We start from the raw sequence: 14,945 nt of genomic DNA on the forward strand, positions 1-14,945 counted from the left end.
GGGCGTGTCAGACGGTGCGGCGGCGGTGGACGCGCGCTTCCCACGGCTGCAGGGTGTGCGGGCTCGTGAGAGGTGAGGTGGCGGGCACGTTCGCGATGAGCGTCTCGGTGCCTTCCCAGCCGTCGGGCAGGTCGATGGTGAGGTCGTCGGCGCCGAAGTTGGCCAGGACGAGCAGTTCGGTGCCCGTGCCCGCATCGTGGCGGGTGAAGGCGTAGAGCTGTTCGTGCTCGGGGTGGAGCATGTGGAAGTCGCCGTGGGTGAGGGCGGGCTCGGTGTGCCGCAGGGCGATCAAGCGGCGGTAGTAGTGGAAGACGGAGTCGGGATCGGCCAGCTGTGCCTTGGCGTTGACCTCGGTGTGGTCGGGGTTGACCGCGATCCACGGGCGGCCGGCGGTGAACCCGCCGTGCTCGGTGGCGTCCCACTGCATGGGGGTGCGGGCGTTGTCCCGGCTGCGGTGCCGCAGGCCGTCGAGGATCTGCTGTTCGTCGGCGCCGACGGCGAGCTGGTCGCGGTAGTGGTTGAGGGACTCGATGTCGCGGAAGTCGTCGATCGACGTGAACGGCGCGTTGGCCATGGCGAGTTCTTCGCCCTGGTAGACGTACGGGGTGCCGCGGTGCAGGTGCAGGACGGTGGCCAGCATTTTCGCGGACCGGTAGCGGTAGAACGGCGAGTCGTCGCCGAAGCGGGAGACCACACGGGGCTGGTCGTGGTTGTTCCAGTACAGGCTGTTCCAGCCAGTCTCGCCCAGGCCCGTCTGCCAGCGACCGAGGCTGGCCTTGAGATCGGTCAGCTTCAGGGGGCGGACGTCGAACTTGCCACCCGGGCCCTGGTCGAGGCCGACGTGCTCGAACTGGAAGACCATGTCGAGTTCGCGGCGGGCGGGGTCGGTGAAGAGCTTGGCCTGCTCGACGGTGACGCCGGGCATTTCGCCGACCGTGAGCAGGCGGCGCGGATGGCCGACGAAGACCTCGCGGTGCATCTCGGCGAGGTAGTCATGGATGCGGGGCCCGCACACGTAGTACGGGTGGCCGAGTCCGTAGCGGGCGCCTTCGGGGACGATACCGTCGGGCAGCGCCGGGTCCTTGGAGATCAGGTTGATGACGTCCATGCGGAAGCCGTCGACTCCGCGCTCCAGCCACCAGCGCATCATCGCGTACACGGCCTGCCGGACGTCGGGATTGTCCCAGTTCAGGTCGGGCTGCTTGCGGGAGAAGGTGTGCAGGTAGTACTCGCCGGACGCTTCGTCGAAGGTCCATGCGGGACCGGAGAACCACGACTCCCAGTTGTTCGGTTCTGCTCCCGCCGTTCCGGGCTGTATGCCCTCCCGGGGCGGGCGCCAGATGTACCAGTCGCGCTTCGGACCGCCCGGGCCGCCGCCGCGGGAGGCGGTGAACCAAGGGTGTTCGTCGCTGGTGTGGTTGACGACCAGGTCCATGACGAGCTTCATGCCGCGTTCGTGGACGGAGGCCAGGAGGCGGTCGAAGTCGGCGAGGGTGCCGAAGAGGGGGTCGATGTCCTGGTAGTCGCTGATGTCGTAGCCGTTGTCGTCGTGCGGGGAGGGGTAGACCGGGGAGAGCCACAGCACGTCGACGCCGAGTTCGGAGAGGTAGTCGAGGCGTTCGGTGATGCCCTGCAGGTCGCCGATGCCGTCCGCGTCGGAGTCGGCGAAGCTGCGCGGGTAGATCTGGTAGACCACCGCGTTGCTCCACCAGGCGTCGGCAGGGCTGGGCGCGTTTTCGGGCACGTCAAATCCTCATCGTTGATGCTGGGTGCTTGCCGGGACGGTATGCCGGGGTGTCCGGGGGCGGGGTGACCGGTTGCCGGGGTGGTCCTGTCGGTCAGGAGATCGCGGCGCCGACGGCCTCGCGGATGACGAGGCAGGCGGCGCCTCGCGCCCACAGGTCGTGGGTGACGGGGTCGACGTGGATGTCGCAGTCGTGGGCGGCGGTGGAGAAGGCGTGGGCCTGAAGGGCCTGGTTCATGGCCGGTCCGAACAGGTCGTGGGCGACGGCGCCTTCCCCGGCGAGGATGATCTTCTGAAGGTTGAGCAGGTTGCACATGCCGGCCAGTCCGCGGCCCAGTGCGGTGCCCGCCTCGGCGAAGGCGGAGCGGGCGACGGTCTGTGCCGAGCCGCTTCCCGAGCGGGCGATGTCCATGGCCTTGTCGATGGTGGCGCAGGGCACCCCGGCGTCCTGGAGGTGGCGCAGTACGGCCCGGTCGCCGGCGAGTGCTTCGAGGCAGCCGCGGCGGCCGCAGCTGCACATCGGGCCGACGGGGTCCAGGGGCAGGTGGCCGAGTTCTCCGGCCAGGCCGCTCGCGCCGGAGAAGAGGGCACCGTCGAGGAGGAGGCCGCAGCCGATGCCGGGTCCGACGGTGACGACGGCGAACGAGTCGACGTCCCGGCCCTGTCCGAACCAGCGCTCCGCCACCACGAGGGTGTTGACGTCGTTGTTCACCACCACCGGCAGCCCGGTGGCCTCGCGCAGCGGACCGGCCACGTCGACCTTGTTCCAGCCCAGCAGGGCCGAGTACCGGCACACGCCGGCGGCGGAGTCGACGTGACCGCTGACGCCGACACCCAGGCCCAGCACCCGGTCCGCGGCCTCGGGCGCCTGTTCCAGGAGGCGCAGCGTCAGGGCTGCGGCGGCGGACAGGACCGTCTCGGGGGTGCGGTCGGCGATGGGTTCTTCGAGGCGGGCGAGGACGTTGGCGGCCATGTCGGTGACCACACCAGACACCTGCGCGGGGCCGATCTTGATGCCGACCACGATGTGCTTGTCGGGGTTGACGTGCAGCATCTTCTGCGGCCGGCCCCGCCCGTTCGGGGCGGCGTCGCTCTCGTGCAGGTAGCCGTGCTCCAGCAGCGGGGGGAGCATGCGCGTGACGCTGGAGGGCACCAGGCCCAGTCGCTGGGCGAGCTGGGTGCGCGACAGCGGACCGGAGGTTAGCACGGTGGCGAAGATCTCCGCGCGGGACTGTTCGCTGACGAGATCCGAGAACCGGACCGGTGAGGGGCTCATCTCTGGTGTCTCCAAACGTGTGTGACGGCGCGTCAGCCGATGCCGACGTAGTTCAGCGCTATCGAACCGCTGTCGTCGGCCGTGCGCATCAAGACAAGGAGGTTCTTGCCCCGGTCAAGCCGGATGCGGCCGCTCGGCGTCGACCATCGGTTGGAGGTGGGCCCGAAGGCGAGGGGCCGGGGCGGAGTGACCACCGTGCGGTCGGGCCGCTCGACGCCCGGGGTGAGGGGCGCCGCCTGGGAGGCGTGGTAGCGCAGGTCGAGGCGGTAGGTGTCGGCGCGGGGGGCTTCCACGGAGAAGGTGACCGACTGGTCCTCGCCGGCCATGCGGGCGTAGCCCGTCGCCTGATGTCCGGAGAGCGTGTAGCTGATGACGTAGCCGTGCTCAGTGGTGCGGGAGGAGTCCTCGATCCAGCCGTCGGTGCAGGCCATCGTGTAACCGTGCGGCGCGAGGTCGCGGGCCAGCCAGTCGATGTCGGCCTTCCACTCGTCCTCCGGGATCGCGGCGATGTGGGGGAAGGGCCACCCGTAGATGTTCCAGTACAGCGGGCCGGCCCCGGAGCGGGTGAACACTGTTACGGCTCGCTATCGGCAACAGCGACCTGCTACGGGAGGCTGCGGTGCCAGGCGCACCCGCCAGACCGGCGGGAGCGGCCTCTGCCGCGGCGGCGTGGGGAGCGGCCGCCGAGGAGACCAGGCCCGCACCGGCGCCGGCGCCGGAGAGGATCCGTCTGGAGAGCGTCATGCGTGTCCCCCGGAGTGTTCGGCAGGGCCGGTGCGGCTCGACCGGTTGCCTGCGGATGACGGGAGTGTGTCCCTGAATGTTTTCATGCGTCAAGAAAGAAAAAGGCGCGTTATCGAACCGTGATGAACGCCTTCCCCCCTGCCTGTCCGGCTCTGTCTGGGGAGTGGATGGCCACGGCGGGCGAACTGGAGCGACGAATCTTGTTCATTTCGTTGACATGGGGAAGAAATAGCGGGACGTTAACCGTCGACCGCACCGCAGCACACCGCGGCGTGGTCGCCCCTTCTGTGCCAGGGGTGCAGTGCGTCTGCGGCATCCGCATGCGCGTCGCTGCGCCCGGCCCTGCCTAGCGGCTGCCGCCGAGACCCGCGGCTCGCTGCCGGTGCACCTACCCTCACGGCTCCCCCCGGGCGCCCGCTCATGCGGACGTTCCGGCGGCTGGGGTGCGCGCGGTCGCCGCCCTTCCCCCAAGCGAGGAGATATGACAGGAGCACGACACTGCAGAGTCCGTCGTACGGGACTGGCTGCCGGCCTGGTGCTGGCCGCATCAGGGCTGGCGTTTGCGCCGGCCTCCCCGGCCTCGGCCGTCGGCGTCAGCGACGCCTGGACCGACGCGTCCCGTTACTCGCCGGGCCAGGAGGCCACGGTGACCGCGCAGGTCGACGGCAGCGGTCCGGTGACCTTCACGCTCACCCACCTCGGGGACGTCGTGAAGAGCGGCACCGTGCAGGCCGACGGCAGTGGACGGGCCGTGTGGAAGGTGACGCCGCCGTCCACGGACTTTCAGGGCTACCTGGTCGAGATCCAGGCCGGCTCCAGTCGCACCCAGACGGCGATCGACGTCTCTTCCACCTGGACCCGCTTCCCCAGGTTCGGGTTCCTGGCCTACTACGGCACGAACATCTCCGTCGACGACGCCAAGGGCGACATCGCCGAGCTCTCCCAGCGCTACCACATCAACGCGCTGCAGTACTACGACTGGCTGTGGAAGCACGAGAAGCCCGTCAAGCACGACGGGTCCGGCGTCGCCGGCACCTGGACGGCGTGGAACGGCGATACCCTCAGCTCCACCACCATCCGCAACTACATCGACGCCGAGCACAGCCGCGGCATGGCCGCCATGCCGTACCAGATGTCGTACGCGGCCCTCAACGACTACGACACCTCCCAGGTCAACCCGGACTGGCGGCTGTTCAACAGCCCCGGCGGCACGGACGAGTGGTACTACCCGATGCTGCCCAACCAGATCCTGCACCTGATGAACCCCGAGAACCCGGACTGGCAGAACTACATCGTCGGCCAGTACAAGGACTCGGTGAACTCCATGGGCTTCGACGGCGCTCACTTGGACCAGATCGGCTACTGGTCGGAGAAGTACGACAAGGCCGGCAACAAGGTCAACCGGCCCAACGGCTTCGCCCAGCTGACCAACAAGACCAAGCAGGCTCTGCCCGGGGGGCACAACGTGGTCGGCTTCAACGCCGTCGACGGTTACGGCGACGCCGAACTGGCCAGGTCCAACGCCGACTACCTCTACACCGAGTTGTGGTCGAACTACGAGACCAACTCCTCGGTCAAGGACTACCTGGAGCGCCAGCGCCAGGCATCCGGCGGCAAGCCGCACATCACCCCCGCCTACATGAACCGCCCCAACACCCCCGACTCCAGCACCCCGAACAACAACTCCGTCTTCGACACCACCTCGGTGCAACTGGCCAACGCCATGTTCGCCGCCAACGGCGCCGGCCACCTCGAACTCGGCCCCAACGACCACATGCTCAACACCGAGTACTTCCTCAACAAGGACAAGAGCATGTCCGCCGAGCTCAAGGCATGGGAGAAGACGTACTACGACGTCATCACCGGCTACGAGAACCTCTTCTACGGCCCCGACCTGCACACCGCTTCGAACAAGACCGCCATCGACGGGGTGAACACCTCCACCGACGGCTCCGGTAACACCGTGTGGACCAACGCCATGCGCAACGGCGACACCGACGTGCTGCACCTGATCAACCTGCTCGGCAACGACGGCAAGTGGCGCGACGCCGGCACCGCCACTCCGCCCACGAAGACCAACGTCTCCGTCAAGTACTACCTGCGCGACGGACAGCAGGCCCCGGCAGCCCTCCGCGTCGGCAGCCCCGACCGCGACGGCGGCCGTTCTGCCAACCTCCCCTTCACCACCGGCAGCGACTCCTCCGGCACCTACCTGAAGTTCACCGTCCCCGAACTGAAGAACTGGGACTTCGTCTACTTCGACCACACCGCCAACACCGACGACCCCGGCGACGGCGGCGGCACCGACCCGGGCAACGGATCCGGTACCGGCAAGCAGCTCGTCAACGCGAACGGCAAGTGCGCCGAGGCCAAGGACGGCGCCAACGCCAACGGCACCCCCGCCCAGCTCGCCACCTGCGCCGGCACCGACCGGCAGAAGTGGACCCTCAACGGCACCGAGCTGCGCGTGCTGGGCAAGTGCCTGGACGTCGAGGGCGGCAACACCGCCAACGGCACCAAGACCCACCTGTGGGACTGCGGCGGCTACGACAGCCAGAAGTGGGCCTTCCAGTCCAACGGCACCCTGAAGAACCTCAAGTCCGGACGCTGCCTCGACATCGAGAACCAGAGCACAGCGGACGGAGCCCGGCTCCACCTGTGGGACTGCGGCGGGTGGAACAGTCAGAAGTGGTCTCTGACCAGCTGAACCAACCACGCCGGCCGCGCCCCGCGCCCAAGGCGCAGCCGCAAACCCGTACGGGCCCTGAGCCCCGTACGGTCCCGATCGGCCGGCATCCCCGCTTGAGGGTGCGGGGGTGCCGGCCTCCCCAGGGGCCTCCGACCGCGGTGCCGGTACCAGTGCCGCAGCAGGACGCTCACTTCGCGGAAGGACACCTCCTGTGAACCTCGAAGCGATCAGTGCTCCCGTCGTACTCGCGCTCTACCGGACCGTGGTGGGCTTCCTGTTCGCCTGCCATGGCGCGGCCACCCTGTTCGGCGTCCTCGGCGGCCCCCACGGACCGGCACCGGCCGTAGGCCAGTGGCCGGGATGGTGGGCCGCCATCATCCAACTGGCCGGAGGGCTCCTGGTCGCCCTCGGTGCCGGCACCCGCCCGGCGGCGGTCATCTGCTCCGGATCCATGGCCTACGCCTACTTCGTCCAGCACCAGCCCCACGCCCTGTTCCCCATCCAGAACGGCGGCGAGCTCGCCGCCCTGTTCTGCTGGGCCTTCCTGCTCATCGCCGCCCTCGGCCCCGGCACCTGGTCGGCGAACACGCTCATCCGCCCCACGACGGCGGTCGCCCCGAGGCGAGAGGAGGTGAGCCGGCCCGACAGCTGACCTGAACAGCACCCTCCCGAGCACGCGCAAGGCTCTCACCGGCCGGCACCGCCGACCGGCACCCTTCCCGAAACAACGGAGGACAACCGACCATGAATCACACGACCGCGTCCCGCCGCACCGCGCTGGGCGCCGCCGCACTGGCCACCACCCTGCTGGGCCTGATGGCCCAGGCACCGACCGCCTCCGCCCACGGCACGGTCATCGCCCCCCAGACCCGCAACTACGGCTGCCTGCAGCGCTGGGGCTCCAGCGAGCCCAACGAGGCCCAGGATCCCATGTGCTACCGCACCTACCACGAAAACCCCAACGCGATCACCGCGTGGAAGGCCGTCTACGCCAACAACACCGGCGACAACTACCAGCAGGTCATCCCCAACGGCCAGATCTGCAGCGCCGGCGGCCAGGGCGAGACCAACTACGGAGCGCTCGACCGCCCCGGACCGTGGATCACCACCAGCATCGGCTCCGACTTCACCGTCGACCTCTACGACGAGGCCCGGCACGGCGCCGACTGGCTGGAGATCTACGTCACCAAGCAGGGCTTCGACCCGACCACCCAGCTCATCGGCTGGAACAACCTCGACCAGGTCAAGAAGACCGGCCGCTACCCCTACCAGGCGCACTACACCACCGATGTCAGCACCACCGGATACAGCGGACGCCACGTCGTGGTGACTGTCTGGAAGGCATCGCACATGGACCAGAAGTACTTCCTGTGCAGCGACGTCGACTTCGGCTGACCCAGCCGCCCCGCACCTCGCAACACCCCCACGCCAGCCCCGCGAGGACACCGTGCAAAGCGCTCCTCGCGGGGCCTCCCCACACTTCACCCGCAGCCACCGCTGCGGTACCGGTCTGGAGGCGCCGGATGGCCCACCGAGGCACACTGCCCACCCGCGTCCGTCACCAACCCCAGCGCCATCAACGCCCTTCGGCGCTGCCCCCGCACTGCCACCGGTACTCGGCCGCGGTGCACCGGGCAGCCGAGCGCTACCGGCCTGGCAGCCTGGTCATCCTGCGTGTCAGCGTGGGCGTCATCTACTGCTGGTTCGGCATCCTCAAACTCTTCCCCGCCACCAGCCCGGCCGAGCACATCGCCCTCCAGACCATGACCAAGCTGACCGGCAGCCTGGTGCCCGCCCAGGTATCTCTGCCGCTGCTGGGCACGGCCGAGACCCTGATCGGCCTCGCCCTGATTACGGGGATCCTCTTACGCCACGCCCTCGCCGCGTTCTACGCCCACATGAGCGGAGTGCTTTCCTCCCTGGCCCTGCTCCCCGACGCCATGTGGCATCACGGCATCCCCACCCTCGACGGCCAGTACGTCCTGAAGAACCTCGTCCTGATCGCCGCCTGCCTGGCCGTCACAGCCGACGAACTCACCCGCTGACCAACGCCCGGCTGCAGCCTCGCCCCACTCTCACCGCACCTCAGGAGACCAACCCCCTGGGCAGCACCATCACCCTGAACCGACTCGGCAAGACCTACCCCGGTGGCCACGGGGCCGTCCACGACGTCTCCCTGCACCTGCCCCCGGCGATTCCCTCGTCCTCCTAGGCCCCTCAGGATGCGGAAAATCCACTCTGCTCCGCTTGATCGCCGGCCTTGAGGACATCACCAGCGGCGAACTGCTTCTCGACCAGCAGCCCGCCAACGATCTGCCCGCCAGCGAACGCAACGTGGCCATGGTCTTCCAGAACTTCGCCCTCTACCCCACCATGACCGCCGCCGCCAACATCGGCTTCCCCTCACCGCACGCGGCGAAGAGGAAGAGCACACCGCCCAGTCCGTCGCCGACCGCCTCATCTACCGATGCCGTGACCTGGTGTTCTCTGGCTGTCTCACGGCTTGGCGAGAGAGTGCTGTCTCACAGCCGTGTCGTTTCCTCTGCGGCGGTGCGGGGCCGACGGCATGCCGCCGGCCCCAACGAATCACCGCTCGTGGTGGTCCGTCTTCGTGATCCTGAAGTGGGCCACGTTGTCCTCGTTGTCCTCAGTGGCCCATCGGTGGAAGCCAGCCTTCTCCAGTACGCGGACGGAGGCCGGGTTCGACAGCTCCACGTTGGCGAACACGGTATGGACGCCGGGGGCGGTGAGGGCGAACTCGGCGAGAGCCCGGGTGGCCTCGGGGGCATACCCCCGGCCGCGGCGGGAAGCCACGATGCCGTATCCGATTTCGAGGGTCCCCTCGCTGGGCGGCCAGAATAGGCCGATCGAGCCCACCACCAAGCCGCTGCCGCGCTCGATGATCAGACGGTGGCCGTGCTCACCGAGCCAGTCGGGAAACTGGTCGAAGAGGCCCGCGACGACGCGGTCGCCTTCGGCGGGGAAGTCGTCCGCCCAGTCGACCGACCTGGTGTTGTCGAGGACCGCGGCGGCCTCGGACGAGCACCAGGGTCGAAGAACGAGGCGGTCGGTGGTCAGCTGAATGTGGGCTGACGAAGAAGAGGAAGTCACGTGTCATTCCTGGTTCGTTGGAACGACCGGCCCGCGCTCTGCTAACGCGCGGGCCGGAAAAGGGCATGCTGAAGACGGCCGACGGCAGCCATATTCATCAACCTCCCTGTCCCGTGATCACGCGTCTCTCGCGCTGGCGTGACGGTAGCAACCTCTCGCCGGCCTGGGCAAAGCGTTTTTGGTAGACCATGGCGAGCGCAGCGGCCTCGCTGCCGGCGCCTTTGGTGACCAGTGAACGCGCCGACCTGCTTGTCTCACGGCCACTGCACAAGTGCAGCCGATATGAGGCAGGGCGTGAGACTGTTCAGCGAAATCTGAGACCCTACACAACGGAGGTGTACAGCAGTTCGCCCGGGGCAGACAGGAAAGATCCGCGAAAGACTGCGGGGCGACCGAGGATCGCAACTCCTTCGGCTTTGGGCCTCTGGTCACAGCCTCACCGCGTGGCGGTCGCCCTCCGGGGCGGCCGAGGATCGCACGGTTTGATGACGCCGGTCCATTCGAGGTGGTCGCCGGTGGCGGTCGCTCCCCGGAACGGCCGAGGATCGCAACACCTGCGCGAGCAGCGTCTCCGTACCCGACCACTGCCGTGGTGGTCGCTCCCCGGGGCGGCCGAGGATCGCAATGACAAGGCGCTCAGCAACGTCCGCGCGGTCACCGGCGTGGCGGTCGCCCTTCGGGGCGGCCGAGGCTGGCAACCCTCTCCTGTACCCCATCGTGGGAGTCGAGCCGCAGCCTGACGGTTGCCCTTCTGGGCGTTCAAGGATCGCAACATCGACATGGACAACTTGCGTACGCCGGTGCGTGTGATTGAGACGGGGCAGGTGCTTAGAAGGCGCCCGCTCCAGTGCTTGTGGAATGGGCCCTGACCTGGGAAAACGTGATTTTCTCCGCCGTCCCCTCGGACACCGGGGGACGCATGGGGGAAACGTATCTTCCCGATGACTGGGGGACGCGATGTCCATCTGACGTCCGTACGCGCAGGATCTCACATCACCTTCGGATTAGCCGACCTTCGTTGAAACAATTCCGCGCCCCTCGGCGTTACGGATCTTGAAGCCGAGGAAGGGAAGGTGTGGGGCCTGAAGCTGTTCCACATGACACAGAGCGGCGCGGCCGAGGTCGCGCCGCGTCTTGCTGAGACGGAAGCGGATGTGCAGGCTCAGGTCGAGGTACACATGGAGACGTTGCTGGGCGTCCGGTTCCTGGCGAGTGAGTACAGCACGGGGCCGGTCCATGGGGGCAGGATCGATTCACTCGGTCTGGACGAGAACGGGTCACCCGTCGTCGTGGAGTACAAGCGCGGTGTCGACGCCGGCGTCATCAACCAGGGCCTGTTCTATCTGAGCTGGCTCGTGGACCACCGGGCCGAGTTCGAGCGCCTGGTCCGCGACCGGCTCGGGGCTCCGGCCGCGGCCCAGGTGCTGTGGAGCAGCCCGAGGCTGATCTGCATCGCTGGGGACTTCACCCGCTACGACGTGCACGCTGTGCGCGAACACCGGCGCAGCATCGACCTGGTCCGCTACCGGTACTTCGGCAGGGACCTGCTCGGACTTGAGACCGTGTCCTCCGTCAGCGGCGGGCAGCCGGCAGTGCGAGGGGCCAGCAGGAAGCCGGTCGTACGGGCAGGAGGCGCCGGCCCGAGCGCGGCGCTGGACGAGCTGGTGCAGGCGCTCGACGAGATACTGCTCGGTCTCGGCGACGTGACCTGCGTGCAGCGCAAGACGTACCGGGCGTATCAGCGCCTGCGGAACTTCGCCTGCGTCTGTCCGCCGCAGAGAACCAAGCTCCTCGTGTACCTCAAGGTGGATCCGAAAGAGGCCGACCTGGTGCCCGGCTTCACCCGGGATGTGTCCGCTCTCGGCCACCACGGGACTGGTGATCTGGAGGTGCAGCTCCGTGTGCCGAGGGACGTGGAGCGGGCGCAGGAGCTGTTCCGGGCGAGCTACGCGATGGCGTGATCGCCTGCCACAGGGGCCTCCTGGGGGCTGTGCTTCGTGTCGTGTCCGTGGCCGTAGGCGGCGCCTTTCGACGTAGGGGCAGGGCGTGGCGGTGGACTATCTATGGTGCGCGGGATCGCCGGTTTGGCCAACCGGCGATCCCGCGCTATGTTGCTCCGCTCTGCCCAGCGTGTCGCTGGGCGGGCCGCCGGCTCCGGTCTCTGCTCAGGTTGTCCTGGCGGCTTTGGCAGTAATCAATTCTCGGACGGGCGGTGGCAGGACTCCTGGCATCTCCAGGACATGCCACTGACAGCCGGACTTACTCATCCTTCGGCGGCTTGACGTAGAAGCCCGGATGCCGGCCTGATCCTCTACCAGGTCCTCGATGTCATCCAGGACCTGCTGAGGTGCTGGACCGGCACCTGCACCAACTAGCCGCCGTGCCCATGTTTCGGCCAACCTGTGACTGAAATGGCCACCGGTTCGGTGCAGTTGCATGAACAAGCTCACTCACTTTCGCGAGCCGTTAATGTTGGCATAGGCCAGCAGCACGTGTACGGCGTGGGTCCTGACCAGCGTCTTCCTGTGACGGCGTCACAGCTCGAACAAATTGACGTAATTGATCCGATTATCCGATTTGCTGTACACCACTCGCGGATGTGCTGCACGATTGATGGCGCGTCCAACTCGGGACCGCATCAGTGGTGTTAGCTGGAGGAGATCAAGTGGGAGCCCATCCGCAGGCTCGACGGCAGGTTCGACAGCTCCACAAGGCTGTGCCCAAGGCGCAGCACATGGTGGTTGGTCGTGAGTTGCGGCGACTCCGTGAAGCGCAGGGTCTGTCCCAGACAGAGGCCGCTCGCCGGCTGGGGGTCCAGAACTATACCGTCAGCCGCATCGAGACCGGCGAGACCCCCTGCAAGCCCGAGATGGTACTCAAGGCTCTCAAGATTTACCGGGCGTCCCCCGAGGAGGAAGCGCATCTCCTGGAGGTGTTGGAGAACGCTAACCGGCGCCACTGGTGGCAGGGGTCGGAATGGCGCGGGGTGGCCAAGCGGCAGCTGCTCACCCTGGTGACGTTGGAGGAGAGCGCCAATCGCATCCGGGTCTACGACCGCGACCGGGTGCCTGGGCTGCTTCAGACGGCCGAGTACGCCCACGCCGTGATTCGCTCGGGGATGCCGGAAGCACCCGAAAAAGAGATCGAAAAGCGGGTGCAGTTCCGGCTGGAGCGCCAGGCGCGCTTCCGTGAATCCGGATCGGCGCACTACCTCTGCCTGCTCGATGAAGTGAGCCTCATCCGGGGGTTCGGGGCTAGGGACGACATGCGGGACCAGGTCAGCCACTTGATCGAGCTGGCCGACGAGCCGCGCATCAGCCTGCACATCGTTGAACTGACACGCCTGAATCTGCCGGTCGGTTTCGGCCAGACCATGTTGTTCGACTTCGAAGAGCAGCGGCTTCCCACGGTTCTGTACGAGGAAGGCCACGAAAGCGGTCTCGTCCGCCAGGAACCGGATGAGGTAGACCAACGCTGCAAGAGCTTTGATCGTCTCTTCAAGGCCAGCCTATCCAAGAAGCATTCGAAGCAGCGGCTCATCGACATGCGCACCAAGCTGTAGAGCAAGGACCGTGAGACTAAGAGGTCCTAACAGAAGTTGTTGATCAAGTGACCATCGGCTCGTCTGCTCGTTGCCCGGGTCGTGGGGAAGCGTCAGTCGCGGCCGTGGATCGTGTCGGACGAACTGTGGTCGCTCATCGAACCGTTGCTGCCCGAGCCGGGGCCGAAACTGGTGGCGGGCCGGCCACGGGTACCGGACCGGCAGGCCCTGTGCGGGATCCTGTTCGTGCTGCACACCGGGATCCAGTGGGAGTACCTGCCGCAGGAGCTGGGCTTCGGCTCCGGGATGACCTGCTGGAGGCGCCTGGCCGCCTGGAACGAGGCCGGCGTGTGGGAGAAGCTGCACCTGGTGCTGCTGAGGAAGCTGCGGTCGGCGAAGAAGCTGGACTGGTCGAGGGCGGTGATCGACTCCTCCCACGTCAGGGCAGCCCGCCGGGGCCCAAAAGCGGTCCCAGCCCGGTCGACCGAGCACGGCCGGGCAGCAAGCACCACGTCCTTGTCGACGGCCAGGGCATCCCGCTCGCGGTGTCGCTGACCGGAGGCAACCGCAACGACGTCACCCAGCTCCTGCCCCTGCTCGACCAGGTCCCACCGGTCGCCGGCGTCGTCGGCAGGCCGCGGCGACGGCCGGACATGCTCTTCGCGGACCGCGGATACGACCACGACAAGTACCGGCGTCTGCTGTGGAAACGAGGCATCCGGCCCGCGATCGCCGAGCGCGGCCGGCCACACGGCACCGGCCTGGGCATCTCCCGCTGGGTCGTCGAACGCACCATCTCCTGGCTCCACGGCTTCCGCCGCCTGCGCATCCGCTGGGAGCGACGCGATGACATTCACGAAGCCTTCCTCGGCCTCGCCACCTGTCTCATCACACACCGCCACGTCCAACGCCTTTGTTAGGACCTCTAAGAAGGGTCACCTCTTCAAGGCGACACCTGCGTAGAGAGACGCGTCGGCGTCCGTAGCCAAGCTGGGCCCGCTGGCCGGCGTCGGCCGCCAGCGGTGGGCAACGACAAGGCCCGGATCGACTGGGTCAAGGCGATCGAAGAAGCGCAGCACCTCGGCATAGGAACGCACTTGTGCCGGGGTGCCATTTTGTGTGTATAGGTCCACGATGGCTTGCCAGGGCTCGGGTGCGAAGTCTCCCGTGCAGTGGGACAGGCTGAGGTACGAACCGGTGGGGAGCGCATCGAGGAGCCGTTCTACGACCCCGTACGCGTCTTGGTCGTCTGGGACGAAGTGCAGCAGGGCATGCAACGTCAGCGCGACGGGTTTGTCGAACGAGATGCAGCCGTCCTCCCTGACGGCGTCGATGACCGCCTCAGGTGAGGTGACGCTGGCTTCGATGTAGCTCGTCTCGCCCTGCGGGGCGCTGGTGAGGAGCGAGTCGGCGTACGCCAGGACGATCGGGTCAGTGTCGACGTATGCCACCTTGCATCGCGGGTCCACGGCTTGCACCACCTCGTGAAGGTTGGGCGCGGTGGGTATACCGGTGCCGATGTCGAGGAACTGACGGACGCCGCGTTCCGCGGCGAGGAAGTGCACGGCGCGCTGCATGTAGGCCCGGTTGATACGGGCCGTCGTCACGATGGCGGGGAACTGCTGGATGACGGCTTGGGCCGCCTCCCGGTCGACTGCGTAGTTGGTCTTGCCTCCCAAGTAGTAGTCGTACATGCGGGCACTATGTGGCCGATCTTGGCCTAAATCCCTCGCTCCTTCGTCCGAGGACCCAGCCTTCTTGTCGACGCCATCCACGCGGACATCCACCCCTCTGTCGCTGTGTCACTGGCACGTCCTGGTCTCAACCACCAAACCTACTA

Annotated in this window: 13 protein-coding genes and 1 pseudogene; 8 read left to right on the forward strand and 6 right to left on the reverse strand. The window is 67.4% G+C overall.

All coding sequences use genetic code 11. The features are described 5' to 3' along the window. Positions 1–7: 7 nt before the first annotated feature. From HB370_RS37630 to HB370_RS37640, 3 genes are all read right to left on the reverse strand, one after another. Positions 8–1,744, reverse strand: a complete 1,737-nt coding sequence (locus HB370_RS37630; protein WP_030795232.1) for an alpha-glucosidase — start codon at positions 1,742–1,744, stop codon at positions 8–10. Between the two features lie 94 nt (positions 1,745–1,838). Continuing rightward, positions 1,839–3,020 (reverse strand): ROK family transcriptional regulator, encoded by a 1,182-nt coding sequence (locus HB370_RS37635; RefSeq protein ID WP_030795230.1) that lies wholly within the window; start codon positions 3,018–3,020, stop codon positions 1,839–1,841. Between the two features lie 32 nt (positions 3,021–3,052). Then, positions 3,053–3,592, reverse strand: a complete 540-nt coding sequence (locus tag HB370_RS37640; RefSeq protein ID WP_030795228.1) for a hypothetical protein — start codon at positions 3,590–3,592, stop codon at positions 3,053–3,055. A gap of 653 nt (positions 3,593–4,245) precedes the next feature. Here HB370_RS37640 and HB370_RS37645 point away from each other — a divergent pair. From HB370_RS37645 to HB370_RS37665, 5 genes and pseudogenes are all read left to right on the forward strand, one after another. Then, positions 4,246–6,471 carry a glycoside hydrolase family 66 protein gene (locus HB370_RS37645; protein WP_078637872.1) on the forward strand — a complete coding sequence of 742 codons (2,226 nt, stop codon included), beginning with the start codon at positions 4,246–4,248 and terminating at the stop codon, positions 6,469–6,471. Between the two features lie 193 nt (positions 6,472–6,664). Then, positions 6,665–7,105: a DoxX family protein gene (locus HB370_RS37650; RefSeq protein ID WP_030795222.1), complete on the forward strand. Its 441-nt coding sequence runs from the start codon at positions 6,665–6,667 to the stop codon at positions 7,103–7,105. Between the two features lie 92 nt (positions 7,106–7,197). Then, positions 7,198–7,848 carry a lytic polysaccharide monooxygenase auxiliary activity family 9 protein gene (locus HB370_RS37655; protein ID WP_030795219.1) on the forward strand — a complete coding sequence of 217 codons (651 nt, stop codon included), beginning with the start codon at positions 7,198–7,200 and terminating at the stop codon, positions 7,846–7,848. 230 nt (positions 7,849–8,078) lie between these two features. Next, entirely contained in the window at positions 8,079–8,498 is a 420-nt protein-coding gene (locus HB370_RS37660; RefSeq protein WP_244405800.1) for a DoxX family membrane protein, read from the forward strand. Between the two features lie 68 nt (positions 8,499–8,566). Further along, positions 8,567–8,862: pseudogene (locus tag HB370_RS37665) on the forward strand (ATP-binding cassette domain-containing protein); the annotation flags it as partial. Positions 8,863–9,039: 177 nt separating this feature from the next. Here the strand turns inward: HB370_RS37665 and HB370_RS37670 are convergent. Further along, a complete protein-coding gene (locus HB370_RS37670; RefSeq protein ID WP_030795213.1) occupies positions 9,040–9,564 on the reverse strand; it encodes a GNAT family N-acetyltransferase in 525 nt (174 codons plus the stop codon). A gap of 1,004 nt (positions 9,565–10,568) precedes the next feature. Further along, complete coding sequence (locus HB370_RS42245) at positions 10,569–10,742, reverse strand: hypothetical protein (RefSeq protein ID WP_244406092.1); 174 nt, start codon at positions 10,740–10,742, stop codon at positions 10,569–10,571. Here HB370_RS42245 and HB370_RS37675 point away from each other — a divergent pair. The 3 genes from HB370_RS37675 (at position 10,662) to HB370_RS37685 (ending at position 14,025) form a co-directional block, all read left to right on the forward strand. Next, positions 10,662–11,525 carry a DUF5655 domain-containing protein gene (locus HB370_RS37675; RefSeq protein ID WP_244405802.1) on the forward strand — a complete coding sequence of 288 codons (864 nt, stop codon included), beginning with the start codon at positions 10,662–10,664 and terminating at the stop codon, positions 11,523–11,525. The genes HB370_RS42245 and HB370_RS37675 overlap by 81 nt on opposite strands. Before the next feature lie 704 nt (positions 11,526–12,229). Beyond that, on the forward strand, positions 12,230–13,126 hold the full coding sequence (locus HB370_RS37680; RefSeq protein WP_244405804.1) for a helix-turn-helix transcriptional regulator: 897 nt from the start codon (positions 12,230–12,232) through the stop codon (positions 13,124–13,126). Between the two features lie 81 nt (positions 13,127–13,207). Further along, positions 13,208–14,025 (forward strand): IS5 family transposase gene (locus HB370_RS37685; RefSeq protein ID WP_244405806.1). Its coding sequence is split into 2 segments (ribosomal slippage): positions 13,208–13,559 and positions 13,559–14,025, totalling 819 coding nucleotides; the frame shifts between segments, so codons are not numbered across the junction. A gap of 15 nt (positions 14,026–14,040) precedes the next feature. On the opposite strand, the gene HB370_RS37690 is transcribed toward HB370_RS37685, so the two are convergent. Next, the gene (locus HB370_RS37690; RefSeq protein ID WP_030795191.1) at positions 14,041–14,880 is read right to left on the reverse strand and encodes an SAM-dependent methyltransferase; all 840 of its coding nucleotides are present in this window, start codon (positions 14,878–14,880) and stop codon (positions 14,041–14,043) included. Positions 14,881–14,945: the final 65 nt, after the last annotated feature.

The sequence above is a fragment of the Streptomyces sp. DSM 40868 genome, from assembly GCF_011820545.1.
GTDB classification, from domain to species: Bacteria; Actinomycetota; Actinomycetes; order Streptomycetales; family Streptomycetaceae; genus Streptomyces; species Streptomyces eurythermus.

Bases quoted from the DNA above. Each gene is read 5' to 3' on its own strand.
- HB370_RS37635 (WP_030795230.1), bottom strand. From the start codon at position 3,020: ATGAGCCCCTCACCGGTCCGGTTCTCGGATCTCGTCAGCGAACAGTCC.
- HB370_RS37645 (WP_078637872.1), top strand. From the start codon at position 4,246: ATGACAGGAGCACGACACTGCAGAGTCCGTCGTACGGGACTGGCTGCC.
- HB370_RS37655 (WP_030795219.1), top strand. From the start codon at position 7,198: ATGAATCACACGACCGCGTCCCGCCGCACCGCGCTGGGCGCCGCCGCA.
- HB370_RS37675 (WP_244405802.1), top strand. From the start codon at position 10,662: ATGACACAGAGCGGCGCGGCCGAGGTCGCGCCGCGTCTTGCTGAGACG.